This is a genomic window from Nocardioides sp. Soil796 (assembly GCF_001429525.1).
Taxonomy (GTDB): domain Bacteria; phylum Actinomycetota; class Actinomycetes; order Propionibacteriales; family Nocardioidaceae; genus Nocardioides.
In genome coordinates this window covers 1-19,766 of record NZ_LMSQ01000018.1, presented here as the reverse complement: position 1 = coordinate 19,766, position 19,766 = coordinate 1, and the positions used below count along the sequence as shown (strand labels likewise).

The 19,766-nt window shown below is 69.7% G+C and carries 19 protein-coding genes; 12 read left to right on the top strand and 7 right to left on the bottom strand.

Annotation, left to right across the window (positions count from 1 at the left end):
* The first annotated feature begins 81 nt into the window (after window positions 1-81).
* Complete coding sequence (locus ASH02_RS11550) at window positions 82-885, top strand: thioesterase family protein (protein WP_082599278.1); 804 nt, start codon at window positions 82-84, stop codon at window positions 883-885.
* 86 nt (window positions 886-971) lie between these two features.
* Here ASH02_RS11550 and ASH02_RS11545 read toward each other — a convergent pair whose 3' ends face one another.
* On the bottom strand, window positions 972-2,069 hold the full coding sequence (locus tag ASH02_RS11545) for a hypothetical protein (protein ID WP_056681365.1): 1,098 nt from the start codon (window positions 2,067-2,069) through the stop codon (window positions 972-974).
* A gap of 59 nt (window positions 2,070-2,128) precedes the next feature.
* Here ASH02_RS11545 and ASH02_RS11540 point away from each other — a divergent pair, with 59 nt between their 5' ends.
* The 8 genes from ASH02_RS11540 to ASH02_RS11505 all read left to right on the top strand — a co-directional run bounded on the left by ASH02_RS11540 (window position 2,129) and on the right by ASH02_RS11505 (window position 8,329).
* Window positions 2,129-2,512 (top strand): (deoxy)nucleoside triphosphate pyrophosphohydrolase, encoded by a 384-nt coding sequence (locus ASH02_RS11540; RefSeq protein WP_056681364.1) that lies wholly within the window; start codon window positions 2,129-2,131, stop codon window positions 2,510-2,512.
* The gene (locus ASH02_RS11535; protein ID WP_056681363.1) at window positions 2,509-2,799 is read left to right on the top strand and encodes a hypothetical protein; all 291 of its coding nucleotides are present in this window, start codon (window positions 2,509-2,511) and stop codon (window positions 2,797-2,799) included. Before ASH02_RS11540 ends, ASH02_RS11535 begins: the two co-directional genes overlap by 4 nt.
* A 30-nt stretch (window positions 2,800-2,829) precedes the next feature.
* Complete coding sequence (gene mshB, locus ASH02_RS11530) at window positions 2,830-3,732, top strand: N-acetyl-1-D-myo-inositol-2-amino-2-deoxy-alpha-D-glucopyranoside deacetylase (RefSeq protein ID WP_056889834.1); 903 nt, start codon at window positions 2,830-2,832, stop codon at window positions 3,730-3,732.
* An 8-nt stretch (window positions 3,733-3,740) separates the two neighbouring features.
* Window positions 3,741-4,097, top strand: coding sequence for a hypothetical protein (locus ASH02_RS11525; protein WP_156388494.1), 357 nt, complete (start codon window positions 3,741-3,743; stop codon window positions 4,095-4,097).
* Between the two features lie 27 nt (window positions 4,098-4,124).
* On the top strand, window positions 4,125-5,876 hold the full coding sequence (locus ASH02_RS11520; RefSeq protein WP_162250949.1) for a VanW family protein: 1,752 nt from the start codon (window positions 4,125-4,127) through the stop codon (window positions 5,874-5,876).
* 41 nt (window positions 5,877-5,917) lie between these two features.
* Window positions 5,918-6,775, top strand: a complete 858-nt coding sequence (locus ASH02_RS11515; protein ID WP_056681359.1) for a lipase family alpha/beta hydrolase — start codon at window positions 5,918-5,920, stop codon at window positions 6,773-6,775.
* Between the two features lie 52 nt (window positions 6,776-6,827).
* Complete coding sequence (locus ASH02_RS11510) at window positions 6,828-7,340, top strand: hypothetical protein (RefSeq protein WP_156393624.1); 513 nt, start codon at window positions 6,828-6,830, stop codon at window positions 7,338-7,340.
* Window positions 7,341-7,483: 143 nt separating this feature from the next.
* Entirely contained in the window at window positions 7,484-8,329 is an 846-nt protein-coding gene (locus ASH02_RS11505) for a hypothetical protein (RefSeq protein ID WP_056681357.1), read from the top strand.
* 101 nt (window positions 8,330-8,430) lie between these two features.
* Here the strand turns inward: ASH02_RS11505 and ASH02_RS11500 are convergent, their stop codons facing one another.
* A complete protein-coding gene (locus ASH02_RS11500) occupies window positions 8,431-9,399 on the bottom strand; it encodes a GNAT family N-acetyltransferase (RefSeq protein ID WP_056889832.1) in 969 nt (322 codons plus the stop codon).
* A gap of 58 nt (window positions 9,400-9,457) precedes the next feature.
* Between ASH02_RS11500 and fdxA the strand changes: the two genes are divergently transcribed.
* A complete protein-coding gene (gene fdxA / locus ASH02_RS11495; protein WP_056681355.1) occupies window positions 9,458-9,781 on the top strand; it encodes a ferredoxin in 324 nt (107 codons plus the stop codon).
* Between the two features lie 5 nt (window positions 9,782-9,786).
* Window positions 9,787-10,914 carry a succinyldiaminopimelate transaminase gene (gene dapC, locus ASH02_RS11490; RefSeq protein WP_056684803.1) on the top strand — a complete coding sequence of 376 codons (1,128 nt, stop codon included), beginning with the start codon at window positions 9,787-9,789 and terminating at the stop codon, window positions 10,912-10,914.
* A gap of 70 nt (window positions 10,915-10,984) precedes the next feature.
* On the opposite strand, the gene ASH02_RS11485 is transcribed toward dapC, so the two are convergent.
* The 3 genes from ASH02_RS11485 to ASH02_RS11475 form a co-directional block, all read right to left on the bottom strand.
* Window positions 10,985-11,959 carry a hypothetical protein gene (locus tag ASH02_RS11485; RefSeq protein ID WP_056681354.1) on the bottom strand — a complete coding sequence of 325 codons (975 nt, stop codon included), beginning with the start codon at window positions 11,957-11,959 and terminating at the stop codon, window positions 10,985-10,987.
* 204 nt (window positions 11,960-12,163) lie between these two features.
* The gene (gene dapD, locus ASH02_RS11480; RefSeq protein WP_082563764.1) at window positions 12,164-13,108 is read right to left on the bottom strand and encodes a 2,3,4,5-tetrahydropyridine-2,6-dicarboxylate N-succinyltransferase; all 945 of its coding nucleotides are present in this window, start codon (window positions 13,106-13,108) and stop codon (window positions 12,164-12,166) included.
* 134 nt (window positions 13,109-13,242) lie between these two features.
* Window positions 13,243-14,346, bottom strand: coding sequence for an Rv0361 family membrane protein (locus ASH02_RS11475; RefSeq protein WP_056681353.1), 1,104 nt, complete (start codon window positions 14,344-14,346; stop codon window positions 13,243-13,245).
* Window positions 14,347-14,701: 355 nt separating this feature from the next.
* Between ASH02_RS11475 and ileS the strand changes: the two genes are divergently transcribed.
* Window positions 14,702-17,995: an isoleucine--tRNA ligase gene (gene ileS, locus ASH02_RS11470; RefSeq protein WP_056681352.1), complete on the top strand. Its 3,294-nt coding sequence runs from the start codon at window positions 14,702-14,704 to the stop codon at window positions 17,993-17,995.
* A 104-nt stretch (window positions 17,996-18,099) separates the two neighbouring features.
* Here the strand turns inward: ileS and ASH02_RS11465 are convergent, their stop codons facing one another.
* Window positions 18,100-18,825 (bottom strand): YoaK family protein, encoded by a 726-nt coding sequence (locus tag ASH02_RS11465; protein ID WP_056681351.1) that lies wholly within the window; start codon window positions 18,823-18,825, stop codon window positions 18,100-18,102.
* Window positions 18,826-18,862: 37 nt separating this feature from the next.
* Window positions 18,863-19,672 carry an LLM class F420-dependent oxidoreductase gene (locus tag ASH02_RS11460; RefSeq protein WP_235539064.1) on the bottom strand — a complete coding sequence of 270 codons (810 nt, stop codon included), beginning with the start codon at window positions 19,670-19,672 and terminating at the stop codon, window positions 18,863-18,865.
* Window positions 19,673-19,766 lie beyond the last annotated feature (94 nt).

Here is a 19,766-nt window from a genome sequence, read left to right as displayed (position 1 = left end):
TCATCCATGGAGGGGCAGGGTGACCGAGCGCACGGTCCGATGCATCGTGCGGTGTCGCCGGGCCCTCCTAGGATCAACGGCATGGGAACTGAGTTCGACCGTGACATCGAGGTCACCGCCAACGGCACCGGGGAGCACACCGTCGAGCTGGGCGAGGGGTGGGTCGTCGGTGGTGGCGTCAACGGCGGCTACCTGCTCGCGGTCATCGGCAATGCCCTGCGCGAGGCCGCGCCCGGCAAGCCCGACCCGATCTCGGTGAGCGCCTATTACCTCTCCGCATCGACGCCCGGTCCGGCCACGGTGCGCTCCCGCGTGATCCGCGACGGTGGCAGCGTGGCCACTCTCGCCGCCGATCTAAGCCAGGACGGCGCTGACCGGATCACCGTGCTCGCGACGTACGGCGAGCTGTCCGGTCTGCCCGACGACGTGCGCACGTCGGCCGTCGAGCCCGAGCTTCCGCCGCTGGAGCAGTGCCTGCCGACCTCGGCGGCACCCGAGAAGCTCAAGAAGACCGCCCCGCTCCTGTCGCGCTTCGACCTCCGCCTCGATCCGGCGTACGCCGGCTGGGCGGTCGGGCAGCCCAGCGGCAACGGCGTCGTCCAGGGCTGGATCCGGCTCGCCGACGCGCGTGAACCCGACGCGCTGTCACTCCTGCTGATGGTCGACGCGCTGCCGCCGGCCACCTACGACCTGGGCCTGCCCGGCTGGGCGCCGACGCTCGAGCTCACCGCGCACGTGCGGGCGATCCCGGCGCCGGGCTGGCTCAAGGTGCGCCATGCGACGCGCAACGTCGCCGGTGGCATGTTCGAGGAGGACTGCGAGGTCTGGGACTCCGCCGGACGCCTCGTCGCGCAGTCCCGTCAGTTGGCCCGCGCCCCCCGCTGACCCTTGTCCTTTCCCTCGCGAACCGTGGGTTTTTGATGCGCGAGCGGTGGATTCTTGCGCCTCGAGCCGTGGATTCTTGCGGTCTCTCAGGACCGCTTGTCGAACCACTTCTTCCGCATAGAGAAGATCCAGCGGCGGTTCGGGTGCTCGGTGACCGACCACAGCTCCTGGCGTGAAGGCCAGTAGGACAGGTCCTCGCACCCGATCGGCGTGGCCCACTTGTGCTTGCGGAAGTCGCCGGGCCTGCCGACGTACACGTTGCCCGGGAAGACCGGCCCGTTGGACGCGGTCGCGTAGTAGTGGCCGCCGGTGACCGCGATGCCCTGCATCTGGACGACGCCACCGTCGTCGAGCATCAGCGGCCGCGAGTAGCCGTCGTCGCCCAGCACGAGGTGCATGCTCTCGGCGTCGATCGGATAGCGCGCGAGCCGCGTGGTCTGCTTGCCGCGGCCGTATTCGCCGACGACCAGCTCGGGCGGGTCGGCCGAACGGTCCAGCGACATGAACGAGTAGCGCAAGCGGTCGAGACCCTCGTCGGAGTAGGCCTTGTAGGAGAACCGGACCGGCAGCACGTAGCGGTAGCCGAACGACGCGACCTTGTCCTCGGCCGCGCCGAGCTTGAGCCGGTCGAGGACGCCGCGCTCGTCGGGTACGCGCAGGATGTCATCGACCCGGCAGGTCATGATTCCCTTCGAGGTGGCCGCGATGTGGAGGTACGGCCCCGCCCACACGATGCCGCCGGCGTGCACCTTGAGCGGTGCCAGCTTCATCTCGCCGTCCTCGCCGAGGGTCGGTACGACGAGCAGGACGTGGCGGTACTTCAGCGTCTCGAGGTCGACGATGCTGATGCGCGACCCCTTGTTCACGCCCTCGGTCTCCTTGGCGTACCAGGTCGTGACCAGCAGTCGTCGGCCGTCGAAGTCCTCGGTGTCGGATGCGTCCGCCGAGGTGGTGATGCCCTGCGGCCACCACCGCGCGCTGCGGCAGTCGGAGCGGTCCCACCGGTAGGCGCGGTGCACGGCCCGACCGAACGCGAAGAAGCTGCGTCGGGCCTGGCGGTTCAGGTCCTTGAGGACCCCCTCCAACCCGACCCTGCCACCGAGCCGGTCGGCCAGCGCGTCGATCTCGTCGATGTTCTCGTCGGTGCGGTGCAGGTGGACGCCCTGCACGAACTCGAAGGCCATGGCCCCACCGTAGCGATCGCGGCCACGACCCTCCTCGGGACGTGGCAGGCTGACGCACCATGAAGCCCGTCGTCGGTGCCGCCATCGTCCGTCACGGGTGCGTGCTCGCTGCCCGGCGTACGTCGCCGCCCGACGCCGCCGGCCGCTGGGAGTTCCCCGGCGGCAAGGTCGAGCCCGGCGAGTCGCCGGCCGACGCGCTGGTGCGCGAGATCGCCGAGGAGCTCGGCTGCGTCGTGCGGGTCAGGAGCTGGCTCGACGGCGTGGTGCCGATCGGCTCGACGCACGAGCTGCGCGTGGCAGTGGTCGACCTCGTCGACGGCGAGCCGGAGCCGACCGAGCACGACGCCCTGCGCTGGCTGACGCCCGAGGAGCTCGACGACGTCGACTGGCTTCAGCCCGACCGCCCGTTCCTGGGTCAGCTTGCTGGGATACTGGACGCGTGAGAGGCATCTTCTTCGAGGAGGACGACGCGCGGGCCGTCGTCGCCCAGCTGCAGCGCGAGGGGTGGGAGGCCTCCGTCGTGCGCGAGCGTCTGGCCGGTGAGGACGACGACGAGGACCACCCGTGGGCGGTGCTCACGGATGCGCCGCCGTTCCAGTTCGAGATGCTGATCGACCAGTACGACGGGTGGATGGACACCGACGACGTGCCGGCCGGCCCGTCCGTCGTCGTACCCCCGCTCGACCTGCCGACCGCGCCGAAGCGCATCAAGCGACCGACGGCTGAATAAAAGCTGGAGCCCGCTCACTAGGCTGGTCCCATGAATGACCAGCGACTGCTCCTCGTGCACGCCCACCCCGACGACGAGTCGATCGGCCAGGGCGCGACCATGGCCAGGTACGTCGCCGAGGGCAGGGGCGTCACGCTCGTCACCTGTACGGCAGGCGAGATGGGCGAGATCCTCGTGAAGGAGCTCGAGCACCTCGCTGCCGACAAGGACGACCAGCTCGGTGAACACCGGCGCGGCGAGCTCGAGGACGCGATGAAGGAGCTCGGTGTCTCCGACCACCGCTTCCTCGGCGGCTTCGGCACCTACCGCGACTCCGGCATGAAGTGGCACGAGGACGGCCACGCCGTCGCGGCCGACGACGTGCACGAGAACGCCTTCTGGCACGCCGACCTCACCGAGGCGGCCGACCACCTGGTGAAGGTGATCCGCGAGGTCCGGCCGCAGGTGCTGGTCACCTACGACCAGTTCGGCGGCTACGGGCACCCCGACCACATCCAGGCCCACCGCGTGGCGATGTACGCCGCACAGCTGGCCGCCGTGACGTCGTACAAGCTCGACCTCGGTGAGCCCTGGGAGATCGCGAAGATCTACTGGGGCGCGATGAGCGAGAACAAGATGCGCGAGAGCCTGCGGGCGATCCGTGAGTCGGGTGACACCGAGTCGTTCGAGGGCATGGAGCCCGACGGCGACCTCGGGCCGTTCGTGACGCCCGACGAGCTGATCGCGGCGCGCGTCGACGGCAGCGGCTTCATCGACCGCAAGATGGCCGCGCTCAAGGCGCACACCACCCAGATCGAGCAGGACGGGTTCTTCTTCTCGGGCGCCGAGAGCGGGCACGCGTTCTGGGCCGACGAATACTTCCGGCTTGCCAAGGGCACGCCCGGCCCGGTCGGCGACGACGGCCTCGAGGCCGACCTGTTCGCGGGTCTGTGACGCGCTTCATGGCGTGGCCGCCCCGCGGCATCCTGCTCGTTGCCGTCGTGATCGTCGCCGCGCTGATCGGCGGCGGCACGGCCATCGCGTCAGTGCTGGTTCACGAGAAGTCGTGGGCCTGGTTGGCGCTGGCGCTGGCTGCCCCGTTGAGCGCGACCTGGGCGCTGTCGGCAGGCTGGTTGCGCAGCGGATTCGGTCTCGGCTGGCTGGCCATGGTGTTCCTGCTCCTGCAGACCCGACCCGAGGGTGACTACGTCGTGCTCTCCAGCGCGCGCGGCTACGGGCTGCTGGTCGGTGGCCTGGCGATGCTGGTCTTCGTGATCGTGACGCTGCCCGTGAGGCGGCGCACCGACGAATCTGGATAGGCCACCCGCGCCGTTAGGATGGCGCGGGTGAACACCAAGCCCTCGCGTGAGAGCAATGGAGGCCGGGTCGTCATCCTGACGATCCTCGGCCTCCTCGTCCTGTTCGGTGGCGGGTACGTCGCGGCGTACGCCGGAGCCGGGGCCAAGGTGCCCCGTGGTGCGTCCGTCGCCGGCATAGACATCGGCGGCAAGTCGCACGGCGACGCGGTGTCGACCCTCGAGGAGGGCATGGCCGACCGCGCGGAGATCGACGTCACGGTCGACGGCAAGAAGACCAGCGTCCCGGTGGCCGACACCGGCATCGAGGTCGACGCCGAGGCGTCCGTGACGGAGGCCGGCGGCGGTCGCAGCTGGTCGCCGACCCGGCTGTGGCACTACTACACCGGCGGCGAGGACATCGACCCCGTCGTGAACACCGACGAGGCCGCGCTCACCGCCACCGTCGACAAGCTGACCAAGGAGTTCGGTACGCCGACCAAGGACGGCGCCGTCACCTTCAAGGGCGGCCGGGTGCACAGGGTCGCGTCGGCCAAGGGCACCGCGATCGATCCCGACCAGGCCCGTGAAGAGCTCACGAACGCGCTGCTGACCGGTGACGCGGCCGAGCTCGACCTGGTCGAGGCCGACCCCGACATCAATGACGACGACGTGCAGAACGCCCTCAACGACTTCGGCAACGCGGCCGTGTCCGGTCCGGTCACCCTGGTCTTCGACAAGGCCAAGGTGCGGCTCAGCCCGGCCCAGTTCGCGCCGGTGCTGAGCATGAAGGCCGAGAACGGCAGGCTGGTCCCCGACCTCGACGAGAAGCGGCTGACCAAGCTGGTGCGCTCGCAGTTCTCCGATCCCAAGGGTGCCCCCGTCGACGCGACGGTCAAGCTGGTCAACGGCAAGCCCAAGGTGATCCCGGCCAAGCCGGGCGTCGACTACGAGCCCTCCGACATCAGCTCCGCGTTCCTCGACCTGGTCGCGAAGGAGTCCGGCCGCGAGGTCAAGGTGAAGGCCACGGTCAAGCAGCCCGACTTCACCACCGCCGACGCGAAGAAGCTCGGCATCAAGACGCAGATCTCGACGTTCACCACCCACTTCCCGTACGCCGAGTACCGCAACGTCAACCTCGGCCGCGCCGCCGAGCTGATCAGCGGCACGATCCTCAAGCCCGGCGAGACGTTCTCCCTGAACGACACCGTGGGGGAGCGCACGGCCGAGAACGGCTTCACCAAGGGCTTCATCATCAGCAACGGCATCTTCAAGGAAGACTTCGGCGGCGGCGTCTCGCAGATGGCGACCACCCTGTTCAACGCGATGTTCTTCGCCGGCCTCGAGGACGTCGAGCACAAGCCGCACTCGTTCTACATCGACCGCTACCCGGTCGGTCGCGAGGCCACCGTGGTGTGGGGCTCGCTCGACCTGAAGTTCAAGAACGACACCGACCACGGCGTGCTGATCAACGCGCACCTGGCCCCGAGCTCGCCGTCCGGCCAGGGATCCCTGACCGTGTCGATGTACTCCACCAAGGTCTGGGACATCACCACCAAGACCGGTGAGCGCTACAACTTCACCTCGCCGCAGACGCGCACGATGACCACCGCCGACTGCTACCCGAACAGCGGGTACGGCGGTTTCGACATCAACGTGTGGCGCTACTTCGCGAAGGCCGGCTCCGGCAACGTCGAGCGCACGGAGAAGTTCCACACGACGTACACGCCGTCCGACTCCGTGGTCTGCAAGGAGCCGGAGGCACCCAAGAAACCGGACGAGAAGCCCAGCGACGACAACTGACCCGCGAGTAACGCGCGTCGCCCGGCGTCGTTTCACCGGGTATGCGCCGACTCTCGCTGCTCCTCGCCTCGCTCCTCGGGTTCGCCCTCCTGGGGCTGCTGCCCGTCTCGCCGGCCTCGGCCGCCGGTGACGGCTTCCCGCTGCCGCTGCCGACCTCTCCGGCGGGTGACCCACCCGGCGCCAACGACTGGAACTGCAAGCCCACCGCCAAGCGGCCGACGCCGGTGATCCTCGTGCACGGCACGTTCGGTGACCGCAAGAACCTCCTCGAGAACCTGTCGAAGGCCATCAAGGCGGCCGGCTTCTGCGTCTTCTCCCTCGACTACGGCAACCGCGGCACCGGCGACGTCGCGACCTCCGCGAAGGCCCTGAAGGCGTACGTCGCCAAGGTGCGCAACGCGACCGGTGCCGCCAAGGTGTCGTTGGTCGGGCACAGCCAGGGCGGCATGATGCCGCGCTACTACCTCAAGTTCCTCGGTGGCGCCGCGGTCGTCGACGACCTGGTCGGCATCGCGCCGTCCAACCACGGCACCGACCAGATCGGTCGGCTGGCGCCACTGATGGGAGTGGTCGGCCCGCTCCTCGACGTGGTCTGTCGGGCGTGCAGTCAGCAGGCCACCGACTCGCCGTTCCTGCAGCGGCTCAACGCCGGCGACGAGACCCCCGGCACGGTCAGCTACACCCAGATCACCACGCGGTACGACGAGGTCGTCGTGCCGCACACGTCGGGCTACCTGAGGGCCGGCCCGCGCACCACGAACCTGACCGTCCAGAACGCCTGCCCTCTCGAGCTCTCCGAGCACGTGCTGATCCCGACCAGCAAGCCCGCGGTCAGTTGGACCCTCGACGCACTGACGCATGCCGGCCCGGCCCGCGCCACGTTCAAGCCTGCCTGCTGACGGATGCCGTGCGCGCGGGAACCGGATCCGGCCGCATCCCGTCGTACTCGCCATGACGAAGCGCATGAAGGTTCTCGGGCCGGCCCTGCTGGTCACCGTGTTGTCGATGTCCGCGTGCAACGACGACTCCGACGCGGCGGACGCCACGCCCGCTGACCCGGCCGCGACGACGGTGCACGTGCACTTCACCGACTCGTCGGTGCCGCCGGAGGACCACCGCAGCTGGGACCTCACGCTCGACCAGGACACGGTGCACCTCGTCGTCGACTCGTACGGCGACGTGCTGGCCGACGAGACCGTCGAGATATCGGCCGGGCGGTGGAAGGACTTCGTGGCCGATCTCGACGACGCGGTCGACGAGCTCGGTGAGCCGGAGGACGTCGAGGAGGGGTGCACCGGCGGCACCGCGATGTCACTCGAGGTGCAGGACGCGGGTTCGGCCAGCACGTCGATGGACCTCGACAACTGCGCCAGCGACACCAACCGGGCGATCAGCGACGAGATCGAGGAGCTCGTCGAGCCGTTCACCAGCATGGTCGGCCTGGCGGGCCACCTCGACACCTGAGCGCCGTACCGAAGAACGGGCACAACGGCCCGATTCGGCCCGGAAGTGGGGGATGGAGCGCCCTGTGCCCGTTCGGCGGTACGCCCGGGGTGCCCTGTGGATGACCGGATGCGCCGGCGGTCGGCATCGCACAGGCTGGAAGGGTGATTCCGGAGACGATCAAGGCCCAGGACGTCATGCAGGAGCTCGGGTTCGTGGCCACCCGGGCTCAGCTGCTCGAGCACCTGACCAGGCGGGAGATCACCGGGGCCCTCCGGCAGGGCCACATCGTCCGCCTCGGGCGCGGACGCTTCGGCCTGCGGTCTGCTCACCAAGCGGCTCAGGCAGCGATGCGGCTGTCCGGCACGGCCTCACACCTCAGCGCGGCCCAACTCCATGGCTGGCCGATTGCCCGCGCCCCGGCACGGCCCTGGGTGACGGTGCCCCGGAGCCGCAACGTGCCCGCGTCGGTGCGGGAGGAGATGCACGTTGTGTTCGCCCCCGCCGTGGGGAGGGTGACCGACCCGCTGCGCACCGTGCTCGACTGCGCCAGGAAGCTGCCCTTCGACGAGGCGCTCAGCGTGGCCGACTCCGCCCTGCGTGCCCGCGACGTCGACAAGGCCGTCCTGGTCGAGGCCGCCGCGCAGGCCCGTGGCCCGGGGTCCGTGCAGATTCGTCGAGTGGCTGAAAGCGCCTCGGGGCTCTCGGCCAACTCCTTCGAGTCGTGCCTGAGGGCGATCGCCCTCGACGTGGGGCTCGACGTCATTGCGCAGCATCCGATCCAGTTGCCCGGTCGGCTGGTGCATCCGGACCTGGTCGACGTGGGCCGGCGGCTGGTGCTCGAAGCTGACAGCTACCGGCACCACAGGCTCGACATCAGGGTGTTCCAGCAGGACCTCTGGCGCTACACGTCCCTGACAGTCGCTGACTGGACGGTGCTGCGGTTCGGCCACGCCCATGTGATGTCCGAGCGCGACTGGGTCCGTGCGTGCCTTCGCACGTACCTCTGAACGGGCACAACGGCCCGATTCGGCCCGGAAAGAGGCGAAAGGGCGGCCTTGTGCCCGTTCGGCGGTACGGCTGCCCCGGGTGACCGAGCGGGCGCGTCCGTTCAGTCCGGGGAGAGGTAGCGCAGCGTGTGGTGTGTGGCGAACCCGAGCGAGCCGTAGAGCGCGAGTGCCGGCTGGTTGTCGGTCTCGACGTGCAGCCAGACGGTCGAGGCGCCCTTCTCGCCGCCCCACTCGACGAGCTCGGCGAGCATGCGGCGGGCCAGTCCCCGGCGCCGGAAGGCCGGTTCGACGCCGAAGGCGTGGATGCCGAGCCACTCGCCGGACAGCGCGACCTTGGCGGAGGCCACCACCTGGTCACCGATCCGGAGGGACAGGTCGAGTCGTGGTCCGTCGTGGGCCAGCCCGACCGACATCGGCGGCAGTGCATCCCCGGCGAGGAGCGTCGAGAAGTCAGGGACGCCGCGCAGCGCTCGCGAGAGCTGCGCGAGCGAGGCGAGCTGGAAGTGCGAGTCCCCGCCGGCCACGACCTGCCAGCCCTGCCGCGTGAAGTGCTCGTCGGCCTCGGACCCCGTCTCGACCTGCACCAACGGGTCGCGCGAACGCGCGGCGTAGAAGGCACGTACGGCGGACTCTGCCTCGGCGTACGGCGTACCGGGGTCTCCGATCGCCAGGCAGGAGTTGGCCCGCTTCAGCAGGCGGCCCACGGGAGCAGGGTCGCAGCGGAGCTCCCACTCGCCGAGTGCCGCGCGCTCGACGTGCGCCCAGAGCGCCGTGGCGTGGCTCTCCGCCTCACGGGCCGAGACCCGGTGGCGCACCGACGGGCGCGGCGGAACCGGCTTGCCGGAGACGATGTCGGCGATCTGGATCACCACCGCCGGACCCGTGGCCGGCTCCACGACACAGACCCCGTCGGCCCACGCCGTACACACGCCGAGGACGTCGGTCATGGCCGGACCACCGGACGGTCCGGTCTCTCCACGGAGCACGCGCCGGACCACCACGCGCCGGCCGACCACGTGCGGTCCGAGCCGATGCATGCCCACGTCGTGGGAGTCGCCGACGGATTCCATGCGGGGGATACTAGGCTGTCTGCAGAAACCCGCATTCGTTAGTCCTCAGGAGGAACTGGTGACCTACGTCATCGCCCAGCCGTGCGTCGACCTCAAGGACCGCGCGTGTGTCGACGAGTGCCCTGTCGACTGCATCTACGAAGGCAAGCGCATGCTCTACATCCACCCCGACGAGTGTGTCGACTGTGGTGCGTGTGAGCCGGTCTGCCCGGTCGAGGCGATCTTCTACGAAGACGACACCCCGGAGCAGTGGAAGGACTACTACACCGCGAACGTCGGCTTCTTCGAAGACCTCGGCTCGCCCGGTGGCGCGGCCAAGATGGGCGAGATCGACAAGGACCACCCGATCATCGCCGCCCTCGAGCCGCAGAACCAGGAGTGAGCTCGGTGGTCAGAGAGGGCCAGCGCCCTCTCGGAACCACCGTCTCCGGGCGGCTTCCCGACTTTCCCTGGGACAAGCTGACGTCGTACGCCGCTCGCGCGCGTGAGCACGCCGACGGCATCGTCGACCTCTCGGTCGGTACGCCGGTCGACCCGACGCCGAAGGTGGCCCAGGACGCGTTGGTCGCGGCCGCCGACAGCCCGGGCTACCCGGTCACGATCGGCAAGGTCGAGACCCGCCAGGCGATCATCGACTGGATGGTGCGCGCGCTCGGCGTCACCGGCGTGGGCCTCGACGGCGTGCTCCCGGTGATCGGCTCCAAGGAGCTGATCGCCAGCCTGGCCTTGCACCTGGGCGTCGGCGCGGGTGACCTGGTGGTCTTCCCGCGGCTGGCCTACCCGACGTACGAAGTCGGCGCGGCGCTCGTCGGTGCCCGATCGCTGGCCGCCGACTCGCTCACCGCGATCGGTCCCGAGACGCCGAAGATCCTCTGGATCAACTCGCCGTCCAACCCGACCGGCAAGGTGCTGCCCGCCGACCACCTCAAGAAGGTGGTCGAGTGGTGCCGCGAGCGCGGCACGATCCTGGTCTCCGACGAGTGCTACATCGAGATGGCGTGGGACGCCGACAAGCAGCCGATCTCCGTGCTGCACCCCGACGTCTGCGGTGGCAGCCACGAGGGCATCCTCGCGGTGCACTCGCTGTCGAAGCGCTCGAACCTGGCCGGCTACCGGTGTGCGTTCATCGCCGGCGACACCGCCCTGATCGGTGAGCTGCTCGCGGTGCGCAAGAACCTCGGCCTGCAGATGCCCAACCCGCAACAGCTCGCGATGATCGCCGCGCTCGGCGACGACGTCCACGTGGCCGACCAGCACGCGCGGTACGCCGCGCGCCGGGCCAAGCTGCGTGAGGCGCTCGAGCGGGCCGGCTTCCGCATCGACGACTCCGAGGCCTCGCTCTACCTCTGGGCCACCCGCGACGAGGACTGCTGGGACACCGTGGCCGCCCTCGCCGAGCTCGGCATCCTGGTCGCTCCCGGTGCGTTCTACGGCGCGGCCGGGCACCAGCACGTGCGGGTTGCCTTCACCGCCACCGACGAACGTGTCGACACCGCCGTACGCCGCCTGACCTGATCCACGGTTCGCGCGTCAAGAGCACGCGGTTCGCGCATCAACAATCCACGGTTCGCGCAGGTCTGGGTGGTCAGTCGTGGACGTCGACGTGCACGTGGTCGCGGTGCTCGAGCACGGCGATCGTCCCGGCGGGCTTGCCCTTGACGTCGCCGGGGTCGTAGTCGCGCCAGCCCGACTCCGAGCGGGACCCGAAGCTCCAGATCATGTCGTCGAAGATCACGTGCTCGATGTCGAGCCGGTCGGCTTGGGCGACCAGGTAGTAGGCCATCGCCCAACCCTGCTTGCGGTTCGCCTCGTTGATCGGCCGGACGAACACGTCGATCGCCCGGCCCTCGTAGTGCGCCGAGCCCTCCATGTGGCCTGAGTCGACACCCTCGGGCGCGAACCCGCCCAGCGCCTGGTCACCGAACGCGGCCTCCAGGTCTGCGCGTACGACGGCCGCGCGGTGGGTCAGGCCCGTCTCGTCGAGGTCGTCGTCCTCACTCTCGGGACGCCCCTGCACCACGCAGCTGAACTTGCCCTCCTGGGAGTTGCCGGTCAGCGCCGACGCCAGGGTCTTGGCATCCTCGGCGTGGTCCTCGTAGGCCTCGGGGTACCCGGAGTTCTGCACCCGCTGGGCGGCCTCGGTGATCCGCATCGTCTCGTAGCCGTCGATCTTGACCAGCGCGTCGTAGAACGCGTTGGTGGCGTAGTACGGGTCCAGCAGCTGCTCCCGGGTGCCCCAACCCTGGGAGGGTCGCTGCTGGAAGAGGCCGAGGGAGTCGCGGTCGCCGTACTCCAGGTTGATGATCTTCGACTCCTGGTACGCCGTGGCCAGCGCGATGCTGACCGCCCGAGCGGGCAGGCCGCGTCGCGTGGCGATCGCGGAGATCAACGACGCGTTCTCGGCCTGTTCGAGGTCGAGCTCGACCTCGTGCCCGGCGACTTTCGCCGTGCACGACTCGGGGTCCGGCAACGGCCCGAAGCCGCGCTCGACCGCGATCGCCACGCCGGCGACGACGGCGATGACGGCCACCCCAGCGGCGATCCGGCCGCGGGTGATCATCGTGCCGTCCCTGACGTGGGGATGGGTGACCCGGCCCCAGGCGGGTGACTCCAAGGGGAAGTGCCGGGCTCACGGTGCCCCGCATCCCGACCGGCGGCGTTGTCCTCGACCCGACGGGACTCCGTCCCGCCTTCGCTCGTCCGCATTGCCGGATCGGGCGCGAATGCACCGCTCGCTGATCCGGCACCCCGTGGAGTCATTCGCCTAGTCGTTGGCGTGCAGGGCGGTGTTGAGCGCGATGCCCTCGCCCTTCCACGCCACGGCCTCGATCGCGCCGCTGACCGAGTTGCGGCGGAACAGCACGTTGTCGGCGCCGGAGAGCTCCAGCGCCTTCACGACGGAGCCGTCCGCGAGCGTGACCTTGGTGCCGGCGGTGACGTAGCAGCCGGCCTCCACCACGCAGTCGTTGCCGAGGGAGATGCCGAGCCCGGAGTTGGCACCGAGGAGGCAACGCTCGCCGACGGAGATGACCTGCTTGCCGCCGCCGGAGAGGGTGCCCATGATCGAGGCTCCGCCGCCCACGTCGGAGCCGTCGCCGACGACCACGCCGCCGGAGATGCGACCCTCGACCATCGAGGCGCCGAGCGTGCCGGCGTTGAAGTTCACGAAGCCCTCGTGCATGACCGTGGTGCCCGACGCGAGGTGCGCGCCGAGGCGGACGCGGTCGGCGTCACCGATCCGGACGCCGCTCGGGATCACGTAGTCGACCATGCGGGGGAACTTGTCGATGCTGAAGACCGTGACGTGCTGGCCGGCCGCACGCAGCCGGGTCCGGGTCAGCTCGAAGCCCTCGACGGCGCACGGGCCGGCGCTGGTCCACACGACGTTGGTCAGCAGCCCGAACATGCCGTCGAGCGAGAGCCCGTGTGGCTGCACCAGGCGGGTCGAGAGGAGGTGCAGGCGCAGCCACGTGTCGGGGGTGTCGACCGGTGCGGCGGCCAGGTCGGCGATCGTGACGAGCCGAACCTCACGGCGTACGCCGCGCACGTCGTCGAAGCCCTCGAGCGCGGTGAGCTCGGCGGGCGCCGAGGCGTCGTCCGGTGCCGCGCCGAGCGCGGGCTCGGGGAACCAGACGTCGAGGACGGTGCCGTCGGGAGTGAGAGTGGCCAGGCCGTGGGCCCACGCGGGGCCGGAAGTCGTGTCAGTCACGGGCGCAACTCTACGGTCGGACACCCAGCGCCGCAGGACAGGCTCCCAACGGTGAACGGCGCCGGCGGTGGGCAGTGGTGACTGCTCCCGCCGACGCCGTACGTCGCATGCCCGGCTGACTCAGCCCTGTTGGCTCAGTAGTGCCAGCTCTCGATCTTCCACTCGCCGGAGTCGGTGTGGACCATCTCGATGGTGAAGGTGCCGACGCTCGAGCCGCCGGCGGTCATGTCGACCCCGACGGTGGCGGTCTCGCTGTCAATCGAGATCACGTTCGGCTCGCCGAAGGTGACGCCCTCGGCGTCGTCGGTGGTGATCTCCGAGCAGTCGGCGGAGTCCGGGTCGACCAGCCAGGCCTTCGCGATGTCGCACTGGTTGCTCTCGATGGCCGAGACGAAGGTCGTCGCCACGCTCGTGACCGCGGTGGTGTCGCCGCCCCCGTCGGGCGTGACTGTCTCGGGCTGGACCTCGGCCGAGTCCGGCGACTCCGGAGCGCTCTGGGACGACGAGCCCTCGTCGCTGCTACCATCACCGCCACCGAAGTCGATCAGCCACTTGCCGTCGACCTTGCTCAGCGAGAGCGTCTCGGTGTCGGTCTCGCCGCCCTGGGTGTACTCGACGTCGACCTCGGCCTTGTCGCCGTCGACCGACTTCTCGGTCACGTCGCCGAAGCTAATGTCCTCGTCGGAGCTGTCGAAGTCTTCGCAGGGCAGGTCGTCGCCGTCGCGGATGAGCTTCTTCGCGGCCTCGCAGTCGTCGTCCTCGGACGCCTTGATGAACGCTTCGACGGTCGCCACCGGGCTGTCGCTGCTGGCTTCCTTGTCGTCGTCATCGCCACCGGTGAGGAGGACGGCGGCGATGATGCCGCCGATGATCAGGAGTAGGACGACCAGGCCACCGATCACGATCTTCTTGTTGACCCCGCCACCGCCCTGCGGAGGCTGGGCGCCGTACTGCGGGGCGCCCCACTGCTGCTGTCCGGGCTGCTGGCCCTGCGGACCGCCCCACTGCTGGCCCTGCGGCTGACCGGGCTGCTGGCCGCCCTGGTACGGGGGCTGCTGCGGCTGACCGGGGTGCTGGGCGGGGGGCTGGTTCCACTGGCCCTGGCCCGGCTGCTGGCCGCCCTGGTGCGGGGGCTGCTGGGGCTGACCGGGCTGCTGACCAGGCTGTTGGGGTTGCTGCGGCTGGCCACCGGGCTGCTGCCAGGGCTGGTCGCCGGACGGTCCGAAGCTGTCGTTCATGGGAGTCCCCGAGTCACGTTGAAGAGTTGCCTGCGAGGTGACCCTAACCAACAACCGCCCCGACAAACACCGCCGAAAGTTCTCCCCGGGGAATCTGATTGGTCGCCGGCGGGCGCCGGGGAGTACCTTTGGCCCCACAGACGTTCGAGCCGTCATCAGCGGCGAGTCTCCGGAAGAACGGGTCCGCAAGGGCCTCACTAGAACCGGACGGGCGGGCCCGTCACAGCCTGAGACGAAGCGGTCGCACCACGGTGCGGCAAGCGAGGTGGTACCGCGGTCACTCCGGACTGAAGTCCGGGGGAGTCGTCCTCGTGGCAACAGCCCCGAGTTGTACGACGTACCCGCAGGAGAGCACATGACCTACCCCAAGGCCTCGACCCAGGAGACCCAGGACGAGACCGCGAGCGTTCCCTCGAGCCCGAGGTTCCCGGCGCTCGAGGAGCGGGTGCTGTCCTACTGGAAGCACGACGACACCTTCGTGGCGAGCGTCGAGCAGCGTGACGCCGGGGTCAACGGCGAGAACGAGTTCGTCTTCTATGACGGTCCGCCGTTCGCCAACGGCCTCCCGCACTACGGCCACCTGCTCACCGGCTACGTCAAGGACGTCGTGCCGCGCTACCAGACGATGCGCGGCAAGCGCGTCGAGCGCCGCTTCGGGTGGGACACCCACGGCCTGCCCGCCGAGCTCGAGGCGATGCGCCAGCTCGGACTGAAGACCACCGACGAGATCCACGAGATGGGCATCGAGAAGTTCAACGGCGCCGCCCGCGCCTCGGTGCTGAAGTACACCGACGAGTGGCAGGAGTACGTCACCCGCCAGGCCCGCTGGGTCGACTTCGACAACGACTACAAGACGCTCAACCCGGAATACATGGAGAGCGTCATCTGGGCGTTCAAGTCGCTCTTCGACAAGGGCTACGTCTACGAGGGCTTCCGGGTGCTGCCCTACTGCTGGAACGACGAGACGCCGCTGTCGAACCACGAGCTGCGCATGGACGACGATGTCTACAAGAACCGTCAGGACCCGGCGGTCACGGTCGGCTTCGTGATGGAGATGACCGGCGACGACCCGGTCCTCGACGGCGCACACGTGCTGATCTGGACCACCACGCCGTGGACCCTGCCCTCCAACCTCGCGGTCATGGTGGGCTCCGACATCGACTACGTCGTGGTCGAGGCCGGCGTACCCGGCACCGAGTCGACCGCGCGCTACCTGCTGGCCGAGGCCCGGCTGGCGTCGTACGCCCGCGAGCTGGGCGACGCCGAGGGCGAGCTCACGGTGCTCGGCCGCTACCGCGGCGCCGACCTGGTCGGGCGCAGCTACGCCCCGCCGTTCTCCTACTACGCCGGCCACGAGAACGCGTTCCGCATCGTGGCTGCCGACGACGCCGTCACCACCACCGACGGCACCGGGCTGGTGCACAGCGCCGGCGCGTTCGGTGAGGTCGACAAGGAGGTCACCGACCGCGAGGGCATCGAGCCGGTCATGCCGGTCGGCAAGGACGGCCGCTTCACGCACCCGGTCGAGGAGTACGCCGGGATGCTGGTCTTCGACGCCAACCTGCACATCATGGACCACCTCAAGGCCGCCACCCGTGGGACCGGTGAGGTCGGATCCGTCACCCCCGGCACGATCCTGCTGCGCCGCGAGTCCTACGAGCACTCCTACCCGCACTGCTGGCGCTGCCGCGAGCCCCTGATCTACAAGGGGGTCTCGTCGTGGTTCGTCGAGGTGACCGCGTTCAAGGACAAGATGCTCGAGCTGAACGAGCAGATCCGCTGGGTCCCCGACCACATCCAGCAGGGCCAGTTCGGCAAGTGGCTGGCCAACGCCCGCGACTGGTCGATCACCCGCAACCGGTTCTGGGGCTCCCCGGTGCCGGTGTGGAAGAGCGACGACGAGGCCTACCCGCGCATCGACGTCTACGGCTCGTTCGCCGAGATCGAACGCGACTTCGGACGGGTGCCCCTCAACGCCGACGGCGAGCCCGACCTGCACCGGCCGTACGTCGACGACCTGACCCGGCCCAACCCCGACGACCCGACCGGCAAGTCCACGATGCGCCGCGTCGAGGACGTCCTCGACGTGTGGTTCGACTCCGGGTCGATGTCCTATGCCCAGGTGCACTACCCGTTCGAGAACGAGGAGTGGTTCGAGCACCACTTCCCGGCCGACTTCATCGTCGAGTACATCGGCCAGACCCGCGGCTGGTTCTACATGCTGCACATCCTGGCCAGTGCCATCTTCGAGAAGCCGGCCTTCAGCTCGGTGATCTGCCACGGCATCGTGCTGGGCTCCGACGGCCAGAAGATGAGCAAGTCGCTGCGCAACTACCCCGACGTGCGCGAGGTCTTCGACAGCGCCGGCGCCGACGCCATGCGCTGGTTCCTGATGGCCTCGCCGATCCTGCGCGGGGGCAACCTGATCGTCACCGACCAGGGCATCCGCGACACCGTCCGCCAGGTGCTGATGCCGCTGTGGAACAGCTGGTACTTCTTCAGCCTCTACGCCAACGCCGCCAACGGTGGCGAGGGGTACGACGCCCAGTGGCGCACCGACTCCAAGGACCCGCTCGACCGCTACCTGCTGGCCAAGCTGCGCCAGCACGTCGAGTCGATGACCGAGCAGATGGACGCCTACGACATCGCCGGTGCGTGTGAGTCGACGCGTGGTTTCCTCGACGTGCTCACCAACTGGTACATCCGTCGTTCCCGCGAGCGGTTCTGGTCAACGGGCGACGACCTCGACCACGACGCCTTCGACACGCTCTACACCGTGCTCGAGGTGCTCTGCCGGGTCACGGCGCCGCTGCTGCCGCTGACGCTGGAGGAGATGTGGCGCGGCCTGACCGGTGGCCGTTCGGTGCACCTGGCCGACTGGCCCTCCGCCGACGAGCTGCCCGCCGACGACGCGCTCGTGGCGTCGATGGACCTCGTGCGTGACGTCTGCTCGGCCACGTCGGCGCTGCGCAAGGGCGCTTCGCTGCGCAACCGGCTCCCGCTCTCGACGCTGACCGTGGTGGTCGACCGCGCCGACGCGCTGTCCGGCTTCGGCTCGATCGTCTCCGACGAGGTCAACGTCAAGCAGGTGCGCCTCCTCGACCTGGCCGACCCGGAAGCCGCGTCGTACGGCGTCTCGCAGAAGCTGACCGTCAACGCCCGCGCGGCCGGTCCGCGCCTGGGCAAGGACGTGCAGCTGGCGATCAAGGGCTCGAAGTCGGGCGACTGGTCGGTGGCCGACGACGGCGCCGTGACCTCCGGTGGGCTGGCGCTGGTCGAGGGGGAGTTCACCCTGGAGACAGTGGCCGCCAGTGGCGACGACTCGGCGACCGGCATGCTGCCGCGCGGCGGCTTCGTCGTCCTCGACACGGTCGTGACGCCCGAGCTGGCCGCGGAGGGTCTGGCCCGTGACCTCGTGCGGGCGGTCCAGCAGGCCCGCCGTGACGCCGACCTCGACGTCTCCGACCGGATCACCCTGACCGTCGGCGGCGACGACGCGGTCCTGGCCGCGGCCCGGACCCACGAGGCGCTCATCGCCGGCGAGACCCTGGCCACGACGGTCGTCCTCGACGCGACGGTCGCGGGCACCGAGGTGGTCGTCGGTGACGGTGAGAAGGCCCGCGTCAGCGTGGCCGTGGCCCGCATCTGACCCCGCCCCACCTCGTGCAACGCGCTGTCCACGACGCATTGCACCCTGCTGGCGGGGTGCAATGCGTCCACAGGGGCGCGGCAGTGCGGTCAGTCGCGCTGTCCTCAGTCGCTCTGTGCGCGGCGGCGGAGATCCTGCAGAACGGGCGGTGAGGCCACCACGAGCAGCACCAGCGCCATCGGCACGACGACCGGGAAGCCGAAGCGCAGGTAGCCGAGCGCGCCGAGAACCCCACCCATGAAGAAGAGCGCCACCAGGAGGACGAGCACGCCGAGCTTCCGGGCGTCGGCGGTGACAGGTGGGAGACCCGGCGTGCGCTCCCGGTAGGCGGCCTTGCCGATCTCGATGCCGATGTCGGTAATCATGCCGGTGACATGGGTGGTGCGGATCTGGGCGCCGGAGAGCTTGGTGATGATCGCGTTCTGCAGGCCCATCGTGAAGCCGAGGACGCTGATGAAGACGAACGCACGGTGGGGTCCGTGGAGTTGCTCGGCGAGCAGCCCGAAGGCGAGGACCAGCAACGCCTCGATCACCAGCACGTTGGCGTAGCGGCCGCGCAGGTCCCGCCGGCGACCCCAGTTGAACACCACCGCGCAGGTCATGGCTCCGACCACGAACGCGGCCAGCGCCACGACCGCCAGCCAGGCGAGCTCGTCGAAGCCGACCACCAGGGAGTCGGCGACGGTGGCGGTCAGGCCCGTCATGTGAGAGGTGTACGCCGACACCGCGACGAAGCCGACAGAGTTCAGCATGCCCGCGAGCAGGGCCAGCAGGCTGGCGAGCTGGACGTTGCGGACGGTGGTCCGCTCGGAGCCGGTGAGGCCGAACATGCCCCGACCCTAGGGCCTGACCTGCCGGGATCCGGCGTCAGCGCAGTCCGAGCCTGGCCGAGAGTCGGTCGAGGTGGGCGACGACCTCGACCTCCGACGCGTCGGGCACCCCCCAGATCAGCTCGGTGACACCCGCGGCGTCCCAGGTCGCGAAGTCGTCGGGCGTCGGCCTGGCCGCGATCAGCACGTGGATCTCGGGGGAGCCCTCGCGTCCGGCGTCCGCCCAGGCCTTGTGCAGCGCGGCGGCCTTGTCGCCGATGTCGGTCTCGATCGGCGTGGTCATCCAGCCGTCGGCGTTGGCCGCGATCCAGGCGAACGTCTTCGGCCCACCGCCGGCCCCGATCAGCAGCGGCACGTGGTCCTGCACAGGCTTCGGCCAGGCCCACGACGCCCTGAACTGCACGAACTCCCCGTCGTACGACGCCTCGTCCCGGGTCCACAACGCCCGCATCGCCTCGACGTACTCGCGCAGGACCGTACGGCGCTTCCGGGCCGGCACGTGGTGGTCGGTGAGCTCGTCGACGTTCCACCCGAAGCCTGCGCCGAGGGTGACCCGGCCGCCGGAGAGGTGGTCGAGCGTGGCGATCGTCTTGGCCAGGGTGATCGGGTCCGACTCGACCGGAAGTGCGACGGCCGTCGACAGCCTGATGCGTGACGTGACGGCGGCGGCGGTGGCCAGTGACACCCACGGGTCGAGGGTGCGGGTGTAGCGGTCGTCGGGCAGTGTCTCGTCGCCGGTGCCGGGATGGGCGGCCTCGCGCCTGACCGGGATGTGCGTGTGCTCGGGCACGTAGAACGTGTCGAAGCCCCGCTCCTCCGCGGCGCGTGCGGCAGCGGCCGGGGTGATCCCGCGGTCGCTGGTGAACAGGACGATTCCGGGCTCATCCCAATCGGGGGTGTAGAAGTTGGGGTCTGAAGCCGCCGGTCTCGAGCAGGCTTCG